At 51.0% G+C, this 20,930-nt stretch carries 16 protein-coding genes and 1 pseudogene; 14 read left to right on the top strand and 3 right to left on the bottom strand.

The genetic code is table 11. The annotated features are described in order from the left end of the window. The 6 genes and pseudogenes from ACTHS3_RS03145 to ACTHS3_RS03120 all read left to right on the top strand — a co-directional run. A partial coding sequence (locus ACTHS3_RS03145; protein WP_440367145.1) for an ATP-grasp domain-containing protein occupies nucleotides 1-818 on the top strand: 818 nt, incomplete at its 5' end. A gap of 369 nt (nucleotides 819-1,187) precedes the next feature. Further along, nucleotides 1,188-2,579, top strand: a complete 1,392-nt coding sequence (locus tag ACTHS3_RS03140; RefSeq protein ID WP_004520217.1) for an alanine/glycine:cation symporter family protein — start codon at nucleotides 1,188-1,190, stop codon at nucleotides 2,577-2,579. Between the two features lie 82 nt (nucleotides 2,580-2,661). After that, nucleotides 2,662-3,918, top strand: coding sequence for a D-amino acid dehydrogenase (locus tag ACTHS3_RS03135; protein WP_070624658.1), 1,257 nt, complete (start codon nucleotides 2,662-2,664; stop codon nucleotides 3,916-3,918). A gap of 180 nt (nucleotides 3,919-4,098) precedes the next feature. Next, nucleotides 4,099-4,908: pseudogene (zupT, locus tag ACTHS3_RS03130) on the top strand (zinc transporter ZupT). Nucleotides 4,909-5,004: 96 nt separating this feature from the next. Further along, complete coding sequence (locus ACTHS3_RS03125) at nucleotides 5,005-7,836, top strand: valine--tRNA ligase (RefSeq protein WP_070624660.1); 2,832 nt, start codon at nucleotides 5,005-5,007, stop codon at nucleotides 7,834-7,836. Nucleotides 7,837-7,918: 82 nt separating this feature from the next. Then, nucleotides 7,919-9,178 (top strand): hypothetical protein, encoded by a 1,260-nt coding sequence (locus ACTHS3_RS03120; protein ID WP_440367143.1) that lies wholly within the window; start codon nucleotides 7,919-7,921, stop codon nucleotides 9,176-9,178. Between the two features lie 256 nt (nucleotides 9,179-9,434). On the opposite strand, the gene ACTHS3_RS03115 is transcribed toward ACTHS3_RS03120, so the two are convergent. Together ACTHS3_RS03115 and ACTHS3_RS03110 are read right to left on the bottom strand one after the other, a co-directional pair. Then, nucleotides 9,435-10,376 carry an ABC transporter ATP-binding protein gene (locus ACTHS3_RS03115; protein ID WP_070734998.1) on the bottom strand — a complete coding sequence of 314 codons (942 nt, stop codon included), beginning with the start codon at nucleotides 10,374-10,376 and terminating at the stop codon, nucleotides 9,435-9,437. A 15-nt stretch (nucleotides 10,377-10,391) separates the two neighbouring features. Beyond that, nucleotides 10,392-11,282 carry an NUDIX hydrolase gene (locus tag ACTHS3_RS03110; protein ID WP_070624667.1) on the bottom strand — a complete coding sequence of 297 codons (891 nt, stop codon included), beginning with the start codon at nucleotides 11,280-11,282 and terminating at the stop codon, nucleotides 10,392-10,394. Nucleotides 11,283-11,402: 120 nt separating this feature from the next. On the opposite strand from ACTHS3_RS03110, the gene ACTHS3_RS03105 reads away from it, so the two are divergent. From ACTHS3_RS03105 to ACTHS3_RS03070, 8 genes are all read left to right on the top strand, one after another. Beyond that, a complete protein-coding gene (locus ACTHS3_RS03105; protein ID WP_049336840.1) occupies nucleotides 11,403-11,987 on the top strand; it encodes a beta-class carbonic anhydrase in 585 nt (194 codons plus the stop codon). Nucleotides 11,988-12,005: 18 nt separating this feature from the next. Continuing rightward, on the top strand, nucleotides 12,006-12,611 hold the full coding sequence (nadD, locus tag ACTHS3_RS03100; protein WP_070624668.1) for a nicotinate-nucleotide adenylyltransferase: 606 nt from the start codon (nucleotides 12,006-12,008) through the stop codon (nucleotides 12,609-12,611). Nucleotides 12,612-12,669: 58 nt separating this feature from the next. After that, nucleotides 12,670-13,056, top strand: a complete 387-nt coding sequence (gene rsfS, locus ACTHS3_RS03095) for a ribosome silencing factor (RefSeq protein ID WP_002246503.1) — start codon at nucleotides 12,670-12,672, stop codon at nucleotides 13,054-13,056. A gap of 108 nt (nucleotides 13,057-13,164) precedes the next feature. After that, nucleotides 13,165-14,559, top strand: a complete 1,395-nt coding sequence (hrpA, locus tag ACTHS3_RS03090; RefSeq protein ID WP_083307443.1) for an ATP-dependent RNA helicase HrpA — start codon at nucleotides 13,165-13,167, stop codon at nucleotides 14,557-14,559. A 129-nt stretch (nucleotides 14,560-14,688) separates the two neighbouring features. After that, nucleotides 14,689-16,266 carry a lipooligosaccharide phosphoethanolamine transferase gene (gene lpt3 / locus ACTHS3_RS03085; protein ID WP_107849013.1) on the top strand — a complete coding sequence of 526 codons (1,578 nt, stop codon included), beginning with the start codon at nucleotides 14,689-14,691 and terminating at the stop codon, nucleotides 16,264-16,266. Nucleotides 16,267-16,332: 66 nt separating this feature from the next. Next, nucleotides 16,333-19,293, top strand: coding sequence for a DUF3418 domain-containing protein (locus ACTHS3_RS03080; protein ID WP_070624670.1), 2,961 nt, complete (start codon nucleotides 16,333-16,335; stop codon nucleotides 19,291-19,293). A 32-nt stretch (nucleotides 19,294-19,325) separates the two neighbouring features. After that, nucleotides 19,326-20,225, top strand: a complete 900-nt coding sequence (locus ACTHS3_RS03075; protein WP_070624672.1) for an SDH family Clp fold serine proteinase — start codon at nucleotides 19,326-19,328, stop codon at nucleotides 20,223-20,225. 20 nt (nucleotides 20,226-20,245) lie between these two features. Beyond that, nucleotides 20,246-20,449, top strand: a complete 204-nt coding sequence (locus ACTHS3_RS03070; RefSeq protein WP_070624674.1) for a hypothetical protein — start codon at nucleotides 20,246-20,248, stop codon at nucleotides 20,447-20,449. Nucleotides 20,450-20,741: 292 nt separating this feature from the next. Here ACTHS3_RS03070 and ACTHS3_RS03065 read toward each other — a convergent pair. Next, on the bottom strand, nucleotides 20,742-20,930 hold a 189-nt coding region (locus ACTHS3_RS03065), incomplete at its 5' end, for a ParA family protein (RefSeq protein ID WP_440367138.1).

Below are 20,930 nucleotides of genomic sequence, written 5' to 3'. Positions count from 1 at the left end.
CTTATCCCGAACCATCGGACAACCTGAAAACATTGGCGGCATGCTTGGAAAGCATGGGCGTGAAAACCGTATTTGATGCGTGGCAAAACCATCCGTCTGCGACGTTTTTACTGCCTTTGTGCGCATGGGATTATGCCGCCGAACCCGAAGCCTTCCGCCAATGGCTGGAACATGCCGGGCAGGCGGGGCAGCGTTTTATCAATCCGCCCGAATTGATGGCTTGGAATATGGAAAAGACTTATTTATGCGATTTGGCGGCGCGCGGAGCGCAAGTGATTCCCAGTGTGTTCGTTCCGCCGCAAAAAGCCGAATTGGCCGACATCCTGAACCAACAGGGCTGGACGGAAGCGGTCATCAAGCCGGCATTTGGGCAGAGCGGCAAAGGCGTGGTTAAAGTTTGTGCGGAGGCATTGGACGTGAACATGGCGGATTATCCGCAAGGTATGATTGTTCAACCATATATCCGCGAAATCGAAACAGCAGGCGAAACATCGCTGGTGTTTTTCAACGGCGCATTCAGCCATGCCGTGCGCCGTCAGCCGCCGCAAGGCGAATGGCGCGCCAACTCGGCCTATGGTGTGTCGGTGTTCGGTATTGAGCCACCCGAGTTTGCCATCAGTGCCGCACAAGATGTACTGGCCGCTTTGCCGCAAATGCCGGTTTACGCCCGAGTGGATGGTACATTGGTCGGTGACACCTTCCTGCTCAATGAGTTGGAACTCATCGAGCCAGCCCTGTATTTGCACACCAGCGAAGGCGCAACGGAACGCTTTGCCCGAGTGCTGGCGCAGTTGCTTGGGCAACATTCATCAACCTGATTTTATCAATATAATTAACAAGCCTCAGGCCGTCTGAAAACCATCTTTCAGACGGCCTGAAGCTTTTTAAAACAAGATTTGCATGTTTGTATTTTTCAATAATGTGCCATTTGTCGATTGTGTCATTTTAATTGTTGCAGTCTTAATTGATGGTTGATTAACTTTCATTTGGCATTTTATCTCGGCCGCAGCCTTTATTTTTAGCGGATTGTAAACAATCTGATCGGTCTAAATAGATATCTTTTTAGGGTAAAACCTCAAAAATCTTTTTAAAAAGAAAGATATTGTCTTATTGAATATTCTGTGCTGAAATTACATGACACTACAAAAAGTAGTGCATAAAAAATAAAACAGACAAAGGAGAAAGCCATGCAATTGTTTTTAGACAATCTCAAAGCCTTTTTCGAAACCATCAGCGGCTGGGTCTGGGGACCTATTATGTTGATGCTGCTGGTCGGTACGGGCATTTTGCTGACCGTTTTGCTGAAAGGCTTGCAGTTCACCATGTTGGGTTATGCGCTGAAACAGGCGTTTATGCCGTCAAAGAAGCATGAAGACGGCGAAGACCACGAAGGCGATATTTCCCATTTTGCGGCGTTGATGACCGCGCTGTCTGCCACCATCGGTACGGGTAACATTGCCGGTGTGGCGACTGCGGTGGTAACCGGCGGTCCGGGCGCAGTATTTTGGATGTGGATGACCGCCATTTTCGGTATGGCCACCAAATACGGCGAGGGCGTGTTGGCGGTGAAATACCGCGTCACCAATTCCAAAGGCGAAATGTCCGGCGGCCCGATGTATTACATCGAAAAAGGCTTGGGCAAAAACTGGAAATGGATGGCCGTCGCGTTTGCGCTGTTCGGCACATTCGCTTCCTTCGGTATCGGCAGCTCGGTGCAGTCCAACTCGGTTGCGCAGGCAGTGCAAACCAGCTTCGGCGTCGAACCTGCCTACACCGGTGTGATATTGACTGTATTAACGGCCATCGTGCTTTTGGGCGGCATTAAGGGCATCGCCAAAGCCGCGTCCTTTATCGTGCCTGCCATGGCAGTGTTTTATGTAGTAGGCGGTATTGCCATTATCGCGATTAATTCCGATGTGCTGATGCCTGCCGTCAAACTGATTTTCTCCGATGCGTTTAGTGCGCAAGCCGTGGCCGGCGGCGCTATCGGTACGGTCATCCGCTACGGCGTGGCACGCGGAGTGTTCTCCAATGAGGCGGGTATGGGTTCTGCGCCGATTGCCGCCGCCGCCGCGAAAACCGACCACCCCGTCCGTCAGGCTTTGGTTTCCATGACCGGTACTTTTTTGGACACCATCGTTGTCTGCTCGATTACCGGTATCGTGTTGGTCATGGGTCTGCTCGGCGCAGGCGGCGAGTTTGTGAAACCTGAATTGAGCGGCGCGGCGCTGACAACCGTTACTTTCCAAAAAATGCTGCCCGGCATCGGCGGCTGGATTGTCACCATCGGCCTGATTTTCTTTGCCTACTCAACCATTCTCGGCTGGTGTTATTACGGCGAGAAATGCGCGGTTTACGTCTTCGGCGAGAAGTTTGCCGGTTTGTACCGCGTGGGTTACGTCTCTTCCGTCATGCTGGGTACCGTATTGAGCCTTGATTTGGTATGGCTGGCTTCGGATACATTCAACGGCTTGATGGCCTTGCCCAACCTGATTGCGCTTTTATTGATGGCGAAAGTCATCGTCAATGAAACGCGTGACTTCAAACAAAAAATCAAAAACGGCGAATTGCCGCATTAATGTCCAAGGCCGTCTGAACCTGAACATTCAGACGGCCCGATATATATTAAGTTTGTTTTGAAAAAAGTCAGAGGAGGAGAAAATGAAAGTGCTTGTTTTAGGTGCTGGTGTTGCCGGCGTATCTTCCGCGTGGTATCTGGCAGAAGCAGGACATGAAGTAACGGTCATCGACCGCGCCGAGGGCGTAGCGATGGAAACCAGTTTTGCCAATGCAGGCCAGCTTTCCTACGGCTATACCACGCCTTGGGCTGCACCCGGTATCCCGACCAAAGCACTGAAATGGCTGTTTAAAAGCCATCCGCCTTTGCTGTTTCGCCCTGACGGCAGCCTGTATCAAATCGAATGGCTGTGGCAAATGCTGCAAAACTGCACGGCAGCGCGCTATCAAATCAATAAAGAGCGCATGGTCAGGATTTCTGAATACAGCCGTGAAATGTTCCGCCGTTTTGAAGCGCAAACCGGCATGAATTTTGAAGGGCGCAAAAAAGGCACTTTGCAGATTTTCCGCCAAGCCAAAGAAGTTGAAGCGGCAGAACAAGACATTGCCGTTTTGGAACGCTACGGCGTGCCGTACCGCCGTCTGAAACCCGAAGAATGCGCAGAGTTTGAGCCTGCGCTGGCACGCGTTACCGCCAAAATTGCCGGTGGCCTGCACCTGCCTGCGGACGCGACCGGCGACTGCCACCTCTTCACTGAAAACCTATACAAATTGTGTCAAGAAAAGGGCGTACAGTTCCACTTCAACCAAACCATCAGCCGCATCGACCACAATGGGCTGCGCATCAAGGCCGTTGAAACCGAAACAGGGCGGTTTGAGGCAGATGCCGTTGTCTGCGCGCTCGGCTGCTTCAGCAGGACGGTTTTGGCGCAGTTGGATCTCAATCTGCCCATTTACCCCGTCAAAGGCTATTCCTTGACCTTGCCGGTCACAAATTCAGACGGCGCACCGGTGTCCACTGTTTTGGATGAAAGCTACAAAGTTGCCATCACGCGCTTTGATAACAGAATCCGCGTCGGCGGCATGGCGGAATTGTCGGGCTACGAAATCAAACTGCCCGAAAAACGCCGCGAAACCTTGGCTTTGGTCGTCAACGATTTGTTCCCCGAAGGCGGCGATTTGAGTCAGGCATTGTTCTGGAGCGGACTCAGACCGATGACGCCCGACAGCACGCCGTTAATCGGGCGCACCCGCTTTGATAATCTCTTCCTGAATACCGGCCACGGTACTTTGGGTTGGACCATGTCGCTGGGTTCGGCAAAATTAACCGCCGATATCGTGAGCGGCAAAGACACCGAAATCCGCAGCGACGATTTGAGCCTGTCGCGTTATCAGGCTTAAGCTGGAAAGCGATAAGGTTTAGCGACATTTCAAACTTAAGGGCCGTCTGAAAACCATTTTTCAGACGGCCTTTTGTTTCAAAATCCGTGTATCCAATCAATAAAATAAATAATAACTATTATCATAATCATTAAAAAGTGTTAGTCTGAACCTGTCCCAGCTTTTAGCGCAGGTTTTCTCATGCCCGATTTTTCGATGTCCAATTTGGCCGTTGCCTTTTCCATCACGTTGGCAGCCGGTTTGTTTACCGTATTAGGCAGCGGCTTGGTGATGTTTTCCAAAACGCCCAATCCGCGCGTGTTGTCGTTTGGTTTGGCATTTGCCGGCGGTGCGATGGTGTATGTTTCCCTGACAGAAATTTTCAGTAAATCCAGCGAGGCGTTCGCTGAAATTTATGATAAAGACCACGCGTTTGCGGCGGCGACCATGGCATTTTTGGCCGGGATGGGCGGCATCGCGCTGATTGACCGCCTGGTGCCGAACCCGCATGAAACCTTGGATGCGCAAGATCCGTCGTTTCAAGAAAGCAAACGCCGCCATATCGCGCGAGTCGGCATGATGGCGGCGTTTGCGATTACGGCGCACAATTTCCCCGAAGGCTTGGCGACGTTTTTTGCCACCTTGGAAAATCCGGCGGTCGGGATGCCTTTGGCCTTGGCGATTGCCATCCATAATATTCCGGAGGGCATTTCCATTGCCGCGCCGGTTTATTTTGCCACCCGCAGCCGTAAGAAAACGGTGTAGGCGTGTCTACTATCCGGCTTGGCCGAGCCTTTGGGGGCGGCTTTGGGCTATTTGGTTTTGCAGCCGTTTTTGTCGCCTGTCGTGTTTGGTTCGGTATTCGGCGTGATAGCCGGTGTGATGGTGTTTTTGGCGTTGGACGAGCTGCTGCCGGCCGCCAAACGCTATTCAGACGGCCATGAAACCGTTTACGGCCTGACAACGGGCATGGCGGTGATTGCCGTCAGCCTGGTATTGTTCCATTTTTAAAACCCGTATGCCAAAGGCCGTCTGAAATGATTCAGACGGCCTTTTTGCGTTATAATCCGCACATCAAAAATAACCTTAATTTCACAAAGTTCCATCATGTTAGACAAATACAATCCAGCCGAAATCGAATCCAAACATTATCAAAACTGGGAAGAGCAGGGCTATTTCCAACCTGATATGGATTTGACGAAACCGTCTTTCTCCATACAACTGCCGCCGCCCAATGTAACCGGTACGCTGCACATGGGCCATGCCTTCAACCAAACCATCATGGACGGCCTGACTCGCTACTACCGCATGAAAGGCTGCAACACCGCCTGGATTCCCGGCACCGACCACGCGGGCATCGCCACGCAAATCGTGGTCGAGCGTCAGCTTGCCGCGCAAAACGTGTCCCGTCATGACTTGGGCCGTGAAAAATTCTTGGAAAAAGTGTGGGAATGGAAAGAAGTTTCCGGCGGTACGATTACCCAACAAATGCGCCGCGTGGGCTGTTCCGCCGACTGGACGCGTGAGTATTTCACAATGGACGACGTGCGTGCCGAAACTGTTACCGAAGTGTTTGTGCGCCTGTTTGAACAGGGCTTGATTTACCGCGGCAAACGCTTGGTGAACTGGGATCCGGTTTTGGGTACGGCAGTGTCTGATTTGGAAGTGGAAAGCGTGGAAGAACAAGGCTCTATGTGGCACATCCGCTATCCGCTGGCGGACAATCCTGCCGAAGCCGTTATCGTGGCGACTACCCGTCCCGAAACGTTGCTGGGCGACGTGGCCGTTGCCGTCAACCCTGAAGACGAACGTTATACCCACTTAATCGGCAAGGAATTAATCCTGCCACTGACCGGCCGTACCATCCCCGTGATTGCTGACGAATACGTCGAAAAAGACTTCGGTACAGGCTGCGTGAAAATCACGCCTGCGCACGATTTCAACGACTACGAAGTCGGCAAACGCCACGACACGCGCCTGATTAATGTGTTCGATTTGGAAGCCAAAGTGCTGGCAAACGCCGAAGTGTTTAACTTCAAAGGCGAAGCGCAACCAGGCTTTGCCCTGCCTGAAAAATACGCAGGCTTGGACCGCTTTGCCGCGCGCAAACAAATGGTTGCCGATTTGCAGGAACAAGGTTTCTTGGTCGAAATCAAACCGCACACGCTGATGACGCCGAAAGGCGACCGTACCGGTTCAGTGATTGAACCGATGCTGACCAGCCAATGGTTTGTCGCCATGTCCGCCACGCCAAACGGCGGCGAGCCTGACAGCGAATTCAAAGGTTTGAGCCTCGCCGACAAAGCCAAAAAAGCTGTCGACAGCGGCGCGGTACGTTTTATCCCTGAAAACTGGGTCAACACCTACAACCAATGGATGAACAACATCCAAGACTGGTGTATTTCGCGCCAACTGTGGTGGGGCCATCAAATCCCTGCGTGGTATGACAACGAAGGCAATGTGTATGTCGCCCGCAATCAGGAAGAAGCCGAAAAACAAGCCGGCAAAACCGGTTTGACCCGCGAAGAAGACGTATTGGACACATGGTTCTCCTCCGCGCTCGTGCCGTTTTCCACACTCGGCTGGCCGTCTGAAACCGACGAACTCAAAGCCTTCCTGCCATCCAACGTCTTGGTAACCGGCTACGAAATCATCTTCTTCTGGGTGGCGCGCATGATTATGATGACCACCCACTTTACCGGCAAAGTACCATTTAAAGACGTGTACATCCACGGCATCGTGCGCGACCACGAAGGCAAAAAAATGTCCAAATCCGAAGGCAACGTCATCGACCCTGTGGATTTGATCGACGGCATCGACTTGGAAAAACTGCTGGTAAAACGTACCACCGGCCTGCGCAAACCTGAAACCGCGCCAAAAGTGGAAGAAGCCACGAAAAAACTTTTCCCCGAAGGCATTCCGAGCATGGGCGCGGACGCATTGCGCTTCACCATGGCAAGCTACGCCAGCTTGGGACGTTCGGTCAACTTCGACTTTAAACGTGCCGAAGGCTACCGCAATTTCTGCAATAAATTGTGGAACGCTACCAATTTCGTGTTGATGAACACCGAAGACAAAGACTGCGGTCAAGACGAAATGCAGCCGTTGGCGTTTACCTTCGCCGACCAATGGATTATCGGCAAACTGCAACAAGCCGAAGCCGCCGTTGCCGAAGCCTTTGAAACCTACCGCTTCGACCTGGCCGCACAAACGCTGTACGAATTTGTGTGGAACGAATATTGCGACTGGTACATCGAGCTGGCAAAAGTGCAAATCCAAACCGGCTGCCCGACAACCCAGCGCACCACACGCCGCACCCTCGTACGCGTACTCGAAACCATCCTGCGCCTGCTGCACCCAATCATGCCTTTCATTACCGAAGAGCTGTGGCAGGTCGTTGCGCCTCTGGCGAATGCCAAAACCGCCGACAGCATCATGTTGGCCGCCTATCCGCAAGCCGATAAAGAAAAAATCGTTCAGACGGCCTTCGATAAAATGGCCGCATTGAAAGACTTGGTGGAAGAAGTGCGCAAACTGCGCGGCGAAATGGGTATCGCGCCAAACGTCAAAGCACCGCTCTTCGTCGAAGGCAGCGCAGAACTCGAAGGCCTGCTCAAATACTTGCCGTCGCTGACCCGACTGACCGAAGCCAAGCTGGTGGATAGCTTGCCCGAAGCGGAAGACGCACCTGTCGCCGTCTGCAACGGCGCGCGCCTGATGCTGAAAGTCGAAATCGACAAAGCCGCCGAAACCGCCCGTTTGAGCAAAGAAGCCGAGAAGCTGCAAAAAGCCTTGGACAAACTCAACGCCAAACTCTCCAAACCCGGCTACACAGAAAAAGCACCGGCGCATCTGGTGGAAAAAGACAAAGCCGATTTGGCGGAATTGGAAGACAAAATGGCGAAAGTGCAAACTCAGTTGGCGAAGTTGAAAGGGTAGTATTGTTTGGTTGTAAAAGGCAGCCTGAAAATTGTGGAATAGGTTTCAGGCTGCCTTATTTTACCCTGCGGGAGAGTCAAAAATGTTTGAAACACAAGTTTTCTTTAACCAGAAAAAAGGAAAATCCAGTTCTTTAATCAACCGATTAAATGAAGTAATCGACAAACGCAAGAAATACGGCTTGTACATTGCAAGCTGTTATCTGCCTGATGAAAAAGGGCTCAGCAAACTAGTGGAATTTGTTAAGGAGTTGATGAACGATATAAAAATTTACGAAGTGAATTTTTATATTGATGCCCGACAAGTAGTAAAACTATCCACGCCTATTATTGAAACCAAACTGCTTAAGCCATTGGCAAGACTGTTTGGGGATGAGCAAGTGTCTTTTCATGTTGTAGAGTCTGAAAACTTGTTCCATACAAAGGCATTAGCACTTATTGACAACTTTGATGAACCGAATGGTGCTCTTTTTGTCGGTTCAAGCAATTTCACCTCTGCCGGTTTGTTTGCAAACAAAGGAGGCAATCACGAGACTGGTATGCTCAGCAACTTGAACGATATTTACAATTTTATTGAGAGCCTACAAGAGCTTCCCGTTTGCTTACTTCAAGATTTTTCTGCTTACAAGTTAGATTCTTATACTTTTCAATACTCCCTTGTTTCACAAGGGAGATTTGTTCATAAATGGCAGCAAACCTTGCAGCAATATTTTGCTATCCGCTATGAATTAACAGAGCAAGGAAGGCGGGAAATTGGCTCAGAGCAATTAAAAAGCATGGGGTTTGACATTGATGCAGAGACAATCAGCAAACAATTTCTTCAATTTGATAGTTTCGTAGATAGCGCAGAAGCTGAAGAATTAAAAAATTTACGACGAAAAGGAATCGAAACATATCTCGGACATTGGGTGCCCAAAAGTATGATTCAAGTTACTAAGAACAATGCAGATTTAAATAAATTTTACCAGTGGCTTGAAGATTCTGTTCGTATGCAGCTTGCTCGCAAAGAACATGAAATTTTTGAGCAATACCAATTACTGCTGGAACAGGGAATTATCAAGCCAACCAGTAAAAAAGCTTCAATGGTTTTTGAAGACAGGCTGGCGAAATTAAGGAAAGATTTGGATGAAAACGACGGACATAAATTGCGTCGTTTCCTCAATAAATTTGAAATTTTTGATTTGCCTTATGATTTCTCATGTAAATCAGAAATTAAAGACCTTTATGATATTTTGGTTGAATCATCTCAGGCTGCAATTAGAAAAAAAGAAGCAATGAAGCGGATAAATCAGGCTATTGAAGAAAAAAATCCTGATTTAATCAATGATTGGATAGAAGAGTAAGCAAGCGTAGGTTAGGTCAAGGCTCAACAAAACCGTTAAATCATCTGTTTTATGTTGGGTTTGCAACCCAAGCTACCAAAAGGCCATCTGAAACTGCTCTTTCAGATGGCCTCCCCATTTTCAGGTTGCCCTTCCCCAAGGCAGCCTGAAACCTTTCCCCCGCCCCAAACCCATCCGCCGTCATTCCCGCCTGCGCGGGAATGACGGTGTTTGTTGCTTTTCAGACGGCCTTTTTCTTTTTCTTAATCCATCACATTCAATCAAACCAAACAATCTGATTTTCATCCACGCTGATGCGGATTTCCTGTCCGGTTTGCGGTTTGTCCGTATCGTGGTCGGCGTGGGGATACCAAATCAAATCGCCGTATTGCGGATGGGCGAGGGTAAGGCGTATGCCTTCGGCGAGGGGGACGGCTTCGCTGATGCGGACGGCTGTGCCGTTCGGGTCGAATCGGATGGCGTGTTGGGGAATGTAGCGTGTGTCGCCGGTGTTGGCCAAACCGAGCAGTAGGGCGGCTTGGGCGTTGACGGGGCGGCGGATAAGGGTTTCCGGCGTGCCGTGTTGGAGAATGCGGCCTTCGTGCATGATGGCGATGGTGTCGGCCATGGTGCAGGCTTCCTCGGCGGAGTGGGTCACGAGGATGGCGGGGATGTTTTGACTGCGGATGCGTTCGGCGGTCAGGGTGCGCAGGTGGTGGCGCAGGTGGGTGTCGAGGCTGGAGAAGGCTTCGTCCAAGAGCAACAGCGACGGGCGCGTGATGAGGGCGCGTGCGAGGGCGAGGCGTTGCTGTTCGCCGCCGGAGAGGCTTTCGGGTTTGCGTTGTGCTTCGTGTTCCAAACCGATGTCGCGCAAGGCCTGCATGGATTGTTCTTCGATTTCGGCTTTGGGCAGGCGGCGCATTTTGAGGCCGAAGCCGACGTTGTCGAGGGCGGTTAAATGCGGCAAAAGGGCGTAGTCTTGAAACATCAGCGAGATATTGCGTTTTTCAGACGGCATGTCGGTGATGTTGTCGCCGTTGAGCCAGACTTCGCCGCTGTCGGGACGCACCAGGCCGACAATGGTTTTGAGCAGGGTGGATTTGCCGCAGCCGGAGCGGCCGAGTACGGCGAGGATTTCGCCTGCTTCGACGTTTAGATTGATGTCTTGGGCAACGGTTTTGCTGCCGAAGCGTTTGTTGATGTTTTTGAGTTGCAACATGGTTTCAGACGGCCTTTAAAAATGGGGTCGGCAACGGATGCTGTCGAGCCATGCGGACAGCGGATGTTTGGGGTCGATCAGGCCGTATCGCCGGCAGGCTTCGATCGTGACCAGCTTGGCATCGTGCATCATGTGTCCGCCCAACATGGCATCGAGCAGGGTGGGGATGTCCATCAGTTCAAAACCGGCGACTTCTCCGTCTTGGTTGGCGGGTTGGAAGCCTTCGGGTAGGATGATGTCGAAGATATACAGGATTTCGTTGTGGACACCGCGATTAACCGGGCGCAAACTATATATTTGGGCGGTCGGTCGGATATGGGGTGTCATAGAAGCGGGAATGCCTGCTTCTTCTTCGCCTTCGCGGCAGACGGCTTCAGACGGCCTCTCTCCGCTGCTGATGCCGCCTCCGGTCAGGTTGTCGAGTTTGTTTGGATCAACGGCTTTGTGCGGACTGCGGCGGCCTATCCAAAAGCGCAAACCGTCTTCTGTTTCGACCAATCCGTTCAAATGCACTGCCTGACTCATCAGGCCGAACGGACGGAAGGCGGCGCGTTCGAGTGCGCATAAAGGCTTGCCCGACTGGTCGCAGATGTCAAATTTTTCACCGCGCCAACCCTTGAGCCAACCGCACTCGCGCCACTGTTGCGCCAGCGTTTGCAAACTGTCGCCCATTTCCGCCCAGCTGTCGGTTTCCAAATTCAGGCCGTCTGAAAGGATCGACTGCCTGCCTGTCCAATCTTGCCCGAGGCGTTCGCGCCATAACGGGTTCAGACGGCCTAAAGGCAGGCCGTTGAGATACAGAATGCACCAATCGTCGGATGCGCCATAGCTGGTTTGCGCCCAATCCCACAATGCATCGTGGACATCGGACGCGAATACCTGTTCAAAGCGGAAAGACTGAGACACGGCACATCCTCCAAAAGAACTAAAGATACGTCGATTTTAGCCGTTTACGGCGAATTTGCAAAACAACCATACCCCCTGAAAACCGCTATAATAGAGTAAACCATCCGAAACGAGCACATCATGAGCGAATTGAGCGAAATCCTCGCCTATAACCAACATTTCGTCGAAACGGGCGAATACGAAAAATACTTTACCAACAAATACCCCGGCCGCGAGCTGGCCATCCTTTCCTGCATGGACGCACGCATTATCGAATTGCTGCCCAATGCTTTAGGCTTGAAAAACGGCGATGCCAAGCTCATCAAAAACGCCGGCGCGCTGGTGACCCACCCTTGGGGTTCGGTGATGCGCAGTTTGTTGGTCGCCGTATTTGAACTCAAAGTCAAAGAAATCATGGTCATTGCCCACCACGACTGCGGTATGCGCGGATTACACGCCGAAGAGTTCCTCCAACGCGTACATGACAGCAATATTCCCGACGACCGTATCGAAACCCTGCGCAATGCCGGTATCGATTTGGACGGCTGGCTGACCGGTTTTGACGATGTCGAAGACAGCGTGCGCCATACCGTCGAGCTGATTCGCAAACATCCGCTGATGCCCGACAACATCGCCATCCACGGCCTGGTCATCCATCCGACCACAGGCAAGCTCAACCTGATTGTTGACGGCAGCCTGCCTGCTTCAGACGGCCAAAACATCTAACGCAGACACCACCACGAAATGAAAAACATCGGATTATTCGGCGGCACGTTTGACCCCATCCACAACGGCCACCTCCATATCGCCCGCGCCTTCGCCGACGAAATCGGTTTGGATCTTGTCGTCTTCCTGCCGGCAGGCGACCCGTACCACAAAGACAGCACGCGCACGCCGGCACAAGAGCGCCTCAATATGGTTGAACTCGCCATTGCCGACGAACCGAAATTCGCCGCCAGCGACTGCGACATCGTCCGTGACGGCGCGACCTATACGTTTGACACCGTCCAGATCTTCCGCCAGCAGTTTCCCGGCGCGCAACTGTGGTGGCTGATGGGCAGCGACAGCCTGATGCAGCTGCACACATGGAAAAAATGGCAAACCCTCGTGCGCCAGACCCATATCGCCATCGCCATGCGACAAGGCGACAACCTCAACAAAACCCCGCGCGAATTGCACGCATGGCTCGGCGAAGCCCTGCAAAACGGCAGCGTCCGCATCCTCAACGCGCCGCTGCACAACACCAGCTCCACCCAAATCCGTGCCGATCTCGCCAAAACCCACCATTCAGACGGCCTGCCGCAACCGGTCGCCCAATACATCCGCCAACACAAACTCTATGGAAAATAGCGTTTATTCAGGCAGATAAGCTATAATGCCGTCTGAAAACATTTCAACTAGGAAAATAATGAACGAACAAGAATTGCAAGACCTGCAAAAAATGGTCGAAGTGGCCGTAAACGCCCTCGAAGACATTAAAGCCAAAGACATCTCTGTTTTGGAAACCCAAGACAAAACCTCCCTGTTCGCCCGCATGATTATTGCCAGCGGCGACAGCACACGCCAAGTCAAAGCACTGGCAAATAACGTTGCCGTCGATTTGAAAGAAGCCGGTTTTGAAATCCTCAGCACCGAAGGCGACAGCGGCGAATGGACGCTTGTCGACGCAGGCGACCTCGTTGTCCACGTCATGCTCCCTGCCGTGCGCGACTTCTACGACATCGACACCTTGTGGGGCGGAGAAAAACCGAGTTTCCACGCCGGTATGCAAAAACCTTGGCACGCCGCCGACTAAAACGGTTTATCCATACAAAGGCCGTCTGAAACTTGAAAGCAAGCAAGTTTCAGACGGCCTTTTGCTATAATTCCATTCTTTTCACATTATTTAATTCATTGCACCATCATGCCGCAACCCGATTTCGCCCAAACCCTCTCCAAAGACCGCCATTTTCTGCGATCTGCCTTTAAGAACCCCAATAAATACGGCGGCCTGGCCAAGGTTGAGGAAAAATACAAAAAATCGCACGACCTCTATCTGCAACGCCTGTCCAAACTGCCCAAGCCCGAATTCGACAACACGCTGCCCGTTCACGAAAAGCTCGACGAAATCAAAAAAGCCATTGCCGAAAATCAGGTAACGATTATTTGCGGCGAAACCGGTTCGGGCAAAACCACGCAGTTGCCCAAGATTTGTTTGGAACTCGGGCGTGGGGCGGCAGGATTGATCGGGCATACCCAGCCGCGCCGTTTGGCTGCGCGTTCCGTAGCAGAGCGGATTGCCGAAGAGCTGAAATCCGAAATCGGCAACGCGGTCGGCTATAAAGTGCGCTTTACCGACCACACCTCGCGCGATGCCTGCGTCAAGTTGATGACCGACGGCATCCTGCTGGCAGAAACCCAGACCGACCATTATCTCGCCGCATACGACACGATTATCATCGACGAAGCGCACGAACGCAGCCTGAACATCGACTTCCTCTTGGGCTATTTGAAACAGCTGCTGCCGCGCCGCCCTGATTTGAAAGTCATCATCACCTCGGCAACGATAGATGCAGAACGCTTCTCCCAACACTTCAACGGTGCCCCTGTTTTAGAAGTGAGCGGACGGACGTATCCCGTCGAAATCCTCTACCGACCGCTGACCAGCAAAGACGAAGACGACGCAGAAGTCGAGCTGACCGACGCAATTGTCGATGCAGCCGACGAATTGGTACGCTATGGCGAAGGCGATATTTTGGTGTTCCTGCCGGGCGAGCGCGAAATCCGCGAAGCCGCCGAAGCCCTGCGCAAATCCACGCTGCGCCGCAACGACGAAATCCTGCCCCTATTCGCACGCCTGTCGCACGCCGAGCAGCACAAAATCTTCCACCCATCAGGCGCAAAACGCCGCATCGTGCTGGCAACCAACGTCGCCGAAACCTCGCTCACCGTACCGGGCATTAAATACGTCATCGACACCGGCCTCGCGCGCGTCAAACGCTATTCCGCACGGGCGAAAGTGGAGCAGCTTCATGTCGAAAAAATCTCCCAAGCTGCCGCCTGCCAACGCTCCGGTCGCTGCGGACGCGTCTCCGCAGGCGTGTGTATCCGACTGTTTTCAGAAGAAGATTTCAACAGCCGCCCCGAATTTACCGCCCCCGAAATCGTCCGCAGCAACCTAGCCGCCGTCATCCTACGCATGGCATCGCTGAACTTGGGCGACGTAGCAGCATTCCCATTTTTAGAAATGCCCGATTCGCGGTATATCAATGACGGTTTTCAGGTATTACTGGAGTTGGGTGCGGTGGAGGCCGTCTGAAAAGTAAAAGAAAATGGTAGATTATGTTTCATTTTCAGACGGCCTAAATCATTGAGAAACTAAAAACTATTGAAAAGGGAATATTGGGTTTTAAAACTCAATCGGTAAATTTTTTATTGTGAAATATTAATGATGAAAAAATCTTTCCTCACGCTTGTTCTGTATTCGTCTTTACTTACTGCCAGCGAAATTGCCTATCGCTTTGTATTCGGAATTGAAACTCTGCCGGCGGCAAAAATTGCAGAAACGTTTGCGCTGACATTTGTGATTGCTGCGCTGTATCTGTTTGCGCGTTATAAGGCTTCACGGTTGCTGATTGCGTTGTTTTTTGCGCTCAGCATCATTGCCAACAATGTGCATTACGCGGTTTATCAAAGTTGGATAACGGGCATTAATTATTGGCTGATGCTGAAAGAGGTTACCGAAGTTGGCAGCGCGGGCGCGTCGATGTTGGATAAGTTGTGGCTGCCTGTGTTGTGGGGCGTGTTGGAAGTCGTGCTGTTTTGCAGCCTTGCCAAGTTCCGCCGTAAGACGCATTTTGCTGCCGATATTTTGTTTATTGCGGCGATGTTGCTGATTTTTGGACGTTCATTCAGTACGACGCAGGAACACGGTATTTCGCCCAAACCAACATACAGCCGCATCAAAGCCAATTATTTCAGCTTTGGCTATTTTATCGGACGCGTGTTGCCGTATCAGTTGTTTGATTTAAGCAAGATTCCTGTGTTCAAACAGTCTGCGCCAAGCAAAATCGGGCAGGGCAGTGTTCAAAATATCGTCCTGATTATGGGCGAAAGTGAAAGCGCGACGCATTTGAAACTGTTTGGTTACGGACGCGAAACTTCGCCATTTTTGACCCAGCTGTCGCAAGCCGAATTTAAGCCGATTGTGAAACAAAGCTATTCCGCCGCTTTGATGACGGCTGTGTCCCTGCCCAGCTTTTTTAATGCGATACCGCATGCCAACGGCTACGAGCAAATCAGCAGCGGCGATACCAATATGTTCCGCCTCGCTAAAGAGCAGGGCTATGAAACGTATTTTTACAGCGCGCAGGCGGAAAACGAGATGGCGATTTTGAACTTAATCGGTAAGAAATGGATAGACCATCTGGTTCAGCCGACTCAGCTTGGCTACGGCAACGGCGACAATATGCCTGATGAGAAGCTGCTGCCGCTGTTCGACAAAATCAATTTGCAGCAGGGCAAGCATTTTATTGTGTTGCACCAACGCGGTTCGCACGTCCCATACGGCGCATTGTTGCAGCCTCAAGATAAAGTTTTCGGCGAAGCCAATATTGTGGATAAGTACGACAACACCATCCACAAAACCGACCAAATGATCCAAACCGTATTCGAGCAGCTGCAAAAGCAGCCTGATGGCAACTGGCTGTTTGCCTATACCTCTGATCATGGTCAGTATGTGCGCCAAGATACCTACAATCAAGGCACGGTGCAGCCCGACAGCTATCTCGTGCCGCTGGTGTTGTACAGCCCGGATAAGGCCGTGCAACAGGCTGTCAACCAGGCTTTTGCGCCTTGCGAGATTGCCTTCCATCAGCAGCTTTCAACGTTCCTGATTCACACACTGGGCTACGATATGCCGGTTTCAGGTTGTAGCGAAGGCTCGGTAACGGGCAATCTGATTACAGGCGATGCAGGCAGCTTGAACATTCGCGATGGCAAGGCGGAATATGTTTATCCACAATAAGCGGCGTGAAAACCAATAAAGACAAATTTAGATGATGTCGGGGATAGATGCCCGATTGACAAGACTATGCAAAATATGAAAAACCAAGTACGCGGATCAGGCATTGATGCCCGATTCAACCCAGCCAATATTTCAGACGGCCTGCAAAACAGTTCAGGCCATATCGGTGCCAACACGCGCTACCGTCTGACCAAGCTCGGCGAACAAATGGCGCGCCTGCCCATCGACCCGAAAATCGCGCGTATTTTACTGGCGGCGAAGAAACACGACTGCATGGCGGAAATATTGGTGATCGCGTCCGCACTGTCGATTCAAGACCCGCGCGAGCGGCCGTTGGAAGCGCGCGATGCCGCGGCCAAGGCGCATGAACGCTTTACCGATAAGCAATCTGACTTTCTTGCCTATCTGAATATTTGGGACAGCTTCCAGCGCGAGCGCGACAAAGGTTTGTCCAACAAGCAGCTGGTGCAATGGTGCCGTCAATATTTCCTGTCGCATCTGCGGATGCGCGAATGGCGCGAGCTGCACCACCAGCTTGCTCAAACCGCGATTGAAATGGGTTTGACCACCAAAGAAGCCGCGTTTAGACAACCTCCTTCCCAAGAACAATTAAGGCCGTCTGAAAGCCAAGGCGACCAAGATTTGGCGGCAAAGCTCAAACAAAAACAACTGGATAAGAAACAACACCGCGCCCAAATCCGCGCCGCTAAAGAAGCCGGATACGAACAAATCCACCGCGCCCTGCTGACCGGCCTTATCGCCAACGTCGGCATGAAATCACCCGACGGCAACGACTATACTGGCGCGCGCGGCAGCCGTTTCCACCTTTTCCCGGCATCAGCCCTGTTCAAAACCAAGCCCAAATGGGTGATGGCGGCAGAATTGGTTGAAACCACGCGCCTTTACGCGCGCGATGTCGCCGTTATCCAGCCCGAATGGATAGAGCAGGAAGCGTCGCACCTCGTCCGCTACCATTATTTCGAGCCGCACTGGGAACAAAAACGCGGCGAAGTCGTCGCCAGCGAACGCGTGACGCTTTACGGCCTGACCGTATTGCCGCGCCGCCCCGTGTCTTACGGCAAAGTTGCGCCCGAAGAAGCGCGCGAAATCTTTATCCGCGGCGCATTGGTGGCGCAGGAAAGCAATCTTCAGACGGCCTTTTTTGCCCACAATAAAAAGCTGATTAAAGAAATTACCGAACTCGAACACAAATCGCGCAAGCAAGACGTATTGGTCGATGACGAAGCCCTGTTTGCGTTTTATAACGAACGCCTGCCCGAGCTGGTGTGGAAAGACGCGAAAGGCGGCGTTTGGGGAAGCGAAGAGGGCGGACAAACCCAGTCGGACAAGACAGCCGATCAAAACGGACAAGCAAACCAGCGCAACGCAGGGCGTGTGGCGCAAGCCGCGCACGCGGATTCCAAAGATGCGTCCAACCGCGAGCGAGAACCGAGTTCACGTACCCGACAAAATGTTTCAGACGACCCCAAACCCAAAAAGCAGCCTACATCTCAAAAAGGCCGTCTGAAACCTTTGCCCCTTGCCGATATCCGCACCTTTGAAGCCTGGCTCAAAACCGCCGAACGCGACAATCCGCGCCTGCTGTTCCTCAGCCGCGACGATTTGATGCAACACGCCGCCGCGCACATTACCGAAGAACAGTTCCCAAAATTCTGGCAAACCGCAGACGGCAAGTTCAAACTTTCCTACCGCTTCGAGCCACACCATCCGCTTGACGGCGTGACTATGACCGTGCCGCTGACCGTCCTTAACCGCCTGCACGCGCCGTCGCTCGAATGGCTGGTGCCCGGTATGTTGCGCGAAAAAATCCAGCTGCTGATTAAAGCACTGCCGAAGCAAATCCGCCGCATTTGCGTGCCCGTACCCGATTTCATCACCAAATTTCTCGAAAGCAATCCCGACCGCCAAGCGGCCATCATTCCCCAGTTGGCGCACTTTATCGCCAAAAGCGCCGGCGATATGCGGATTCTCGAGCAAATCGACCAAGACGCATGGGCGGCGCAAGAATTGCCTGAACACTGCTATCTGAATCTGCGCATTATTGACGACGGCGGACAAGAGCTTGCCGGCGGCCGCAAACTGCACGAATTGCAACAACAGCTTGGCCAAGCCGCCGCCGTCACTTTCCGCGACAACACCCAAGAATTTGAGCGCGACAACGTGACCACATGGGACATCGGAACCTTGCCCGAATCCATCAAATTCGCCCGCGGCAAACAACAGCTTACCGGCTATCTCGGCCTGCAAAAAGAAAAAGACGGCCGCATCGCCCTGCGCCTGTTTGACACCACCGAAGCTGCCGAACAGGCACACCGTCAAGGCGTCATCGAATTGATGAAGCTGCAATTAAAAGAGCAGGTAAAAGATTTAAACAAAGGCATCCAAGGCTTTACCCAAGCCGCCATGCTGCTCAAACACATCAACGCCGACACCCTGCGCGACGACCTCACCCAAGCCGTCTGCGATCGCGCCTTTATCGGCGAAGACGAGTTGCCGCGCAACGAAAAAGCCTTCAAAGAACAAATCAAACGCGCCCGCAGCCGCCTGCCTGCCGTCAAAGAAGCCCTCAGCCGTTACTTGCAGGAAACCGCCGCCGCCTACGCCGAACTGAACGGCAAACTTGGCAAACATCCATTGACCCACCTTCTAAGACTACGCCTGCAAACTCTGCTTGCCCCCGGCTTCGCCACTCGCACTCCGTGGGCACAATGGCCGCGCCTGCCCATCTACCTCAAAGCCATGACCCTGCGCCTTGAAAAATACAGCAGCAACCCCGCCCGCGACGCAGCCCGCGAAGCCGATATTCAAGAGCTGGAACAAATGTGGCAGGAAAAAACCGACAGCTTGGTGAAACAAGGCCTCCCCATTTCAGACGGCCTTGCAGGGTTTAAATGGATGATTGAAGAATTGAGGGTGTCGCTGTTTGCGCAGGAGTTGAAGACGCCGTATCCGGTGTCGGTGAAGCGGTTGTTGAAGGAGTGGGAGAAAGGTACAATAAACAATTAGTGTGTCTTGTTAATGTTTGTTAAGGCTAATGTATGCTATTAAATCTCTATAACACTATTTCTAATTACGCTAAATATCAAATGGGGGAATTACGTGATCAAAGATTCTCTGGTTGCGATTTTATTTGTTACTATGGGGGAATTAATTGGGACTCTATTGATATTTGGCGTAGTACAATATCAACATTGGGAGATACTTGCAAACAGAGAGATGTTAATAAGATTGTTATATTTTTATCAACCTTAGGTGGCTCTGCTTCAGCAGTTGAGAGAATGGTTGAAATTACACGCCATTATTATGAAGAGGTTTACTTTGTAATCCCTGGTTTTGCTATGTCAGCAGGCACAATTTGGACAATGTCTGGAGATAAAGTATATATGAATTATGCCTCTGCGCTGGGGCCAATAGATCCGCAAGTTCAGTCTATGGACGGGAAATGGGTTCCTGCGTTAGGATACTTGGATAAGGTAAAAGAAATAATTGAGAAATCTAGGAATAATGATGTTACCCAAGCAGAACTTATGATGATTAATCAATTAGATCTAGCTCAATTACGCCAATATGAACAGGCTGCAGAGTTATCAGTAGATTTATTAAAAACATGGCTAGTTAAATATAAATTTAAAAACTGGGTAACGCACCGAACAACAAATAAAGGTGATCCTGTTACAATAGAAGAGAAGAAAGCAAGAGCACAAGAAATTGCATACAGCTTGAGTGATAATAGTCGATGGCATTCTCATGGAAGATTTATTGGAATTAATACATTAAAAGATGATCTTCGATTAGAAATTGATGATTTTAGCAATGATCAAGAAATGTCTATTCTAGTTCAAAATTTACATAGTTTTTTAAATGAACATATTGAGAAATTTGGTATACCAATATTAGTAGAATCAGCTATTCCTGCTAACATTGAAAAACTAACTTAAGGGTTTAAGGAGTAAACAATATGTCTCTCGTAAAACAATTAAATGATATAAAAGATATGGTAATAAACCAAGAACAAGCTAATATGATTAAAAGCTTGGAGAGGGTTGGGTTAATAAAAAAACCAGAATTTACCCTTTTTTATGGATCAAATCGCTTAATAAATGATCATGCAAAGCATATACAACAAATATCCTGCTATGAATCAAAAGTACTTAAAATGTAAAAAACATTATTTAAATCATAAAAATAGTTAATTTAAATTTATTGGGTTTGGGATTTGGGAAATGGGCAGGCTAAAACTGAAACAAAGCAAGCTGTAGCCTGCATCAAACCGTGTGTGTGCCTTTGGGCACACACCCTACCTATGAATCACAAAGAATTTGAAATTTATGCGTAGGGTGTGTGCGGTACGCACGTACGCGGTCTTTTTAAAAAATATTCTTTCCAATCAAACCAAAGGCCGTCTGAAAGTATTTCCCAACTTTCAGACGGCCTTTTTATATTCATATTTCTGTTTATTTTTCCACCCGTGCAATCAGTTCATCGGCCAAGTCTAGATAAGCTTGGGTGCCTTTGGCGTGGGCATCGTAGGCGAGGGCGGGGAGGCCGTGGCTGGGGGCTTCGGCGAGGCGGATGTTGCGGGGGATGACGGTGTCGAAGAGCAGGTTGCCGAAGTGTTGTTTGAGCTGTTCGCTGACTTCGAC

The sequence above is a fragment of the Neisseria sp. P0009.S007 genome (assembly GCF_051962515.1).
Note: the sequence above shows the minus strand (reverse complement) of the source record. Positions and strands in the feature narration are given on the sequence as shown.

What these genes read in the sequence shown, in the direction of transcription:
- ACTHS3_RS03105 (WP_049336840.1), top strand. Translation starts at nt 11,403, where the DNA reads ATGAGCGAATTGAGCGAAATCCTCGCCTATAACCAACATTTCGTCGAA.
- hrpA (WP_083307443.1), top strand. Translation starts at nt 13,165, where the DNA reads ATGCCGCAACCCGATTTCGCCCAAACCCTCTCCAAAGACCGCCATTTT.
- ACTHS3_RS03070 (WP_070624674.1), top strand. Translation starts at nt 20,246, where the DNA reads ATGTCTCTCGTAAAACAATTAAATGATATAAAAGATATGGTAATAAAC.
- ACTHS3_RS03080 (WP_070624670.1), top strand. Translation starts at nt 16,333, where the DNA reads ATGCAAAATATGAAAAACCAAGTACGCGGATCAGGCATTGATGCCCGA.
- ACTHS3_RS03115 (WP_070734998.1), bottom strand. Translation starts at nt 10,376, where the DNA reads ATGTTGCAACTCAAAAACATCAACAAACGCTTCGGCAGCAAAACCGTT.
- ACTHS3_RS03120 (WP_440367143.1), top strand. Translation starts at nt 7,919, where the DNA reads ATGTTTGAAACACAAGTTTTCTTTAACCAGAAAAAAGGAAAATCCAGT.
- ACTHS3_RS03125 (WP_070624660.1), top strand. Translation starts at nt 5,005, where the DNA reads ATGTTAGACAAATACAATCCAGCCGAAATCGAATCCAAACATTATCAA.
- ACTHS3_RS03075 (WP_070624672.1), top strand. Translation starts at nt 19,326, where the DNA reads ATGCTATTAAATCTCTATAACACTATTTCTAATTACGCTAAATATCAA.
- nadD (WP_070624668.1), top strand. Translation starts at nt 12,006, where the DNA reads ATGAAAAACATCGGATTATTCGGCGGCACGTTTGACCCCATCCACAAC.
- lpt3 (WP_107849013.1), top strand. Translation starts at nt 14,689, where the DNA reads ATGATGAAAAAATCTTTCCTCACGCTTGTTCTGTATTCGTCTTTACTT.
- ACTHS3_RS03135 (WP_070624658.1), top strand. Translation starts at nt 2,662, where the DNA reads ATGAAAGTGCTTGTTTTAGGTGCTGGTGTTGCCGGCGTATCTTCCGCG.
- rsfS (WP_002246503.1), top strand. Translation starts at nt 12,670, where the DNA reads ATGAACGAACAAGAATTGCAAGACCTGCAAAAAATGGTCGAAGTGGCC.
- ACTHS3_RS03140 (WP_004520217.1), top strand. Translation starts at nt 1,188, where the DNA reads ATGCAATTGTTTTTAGACAATCTCAAAGCCTTTTTCGAAACCATCAGC.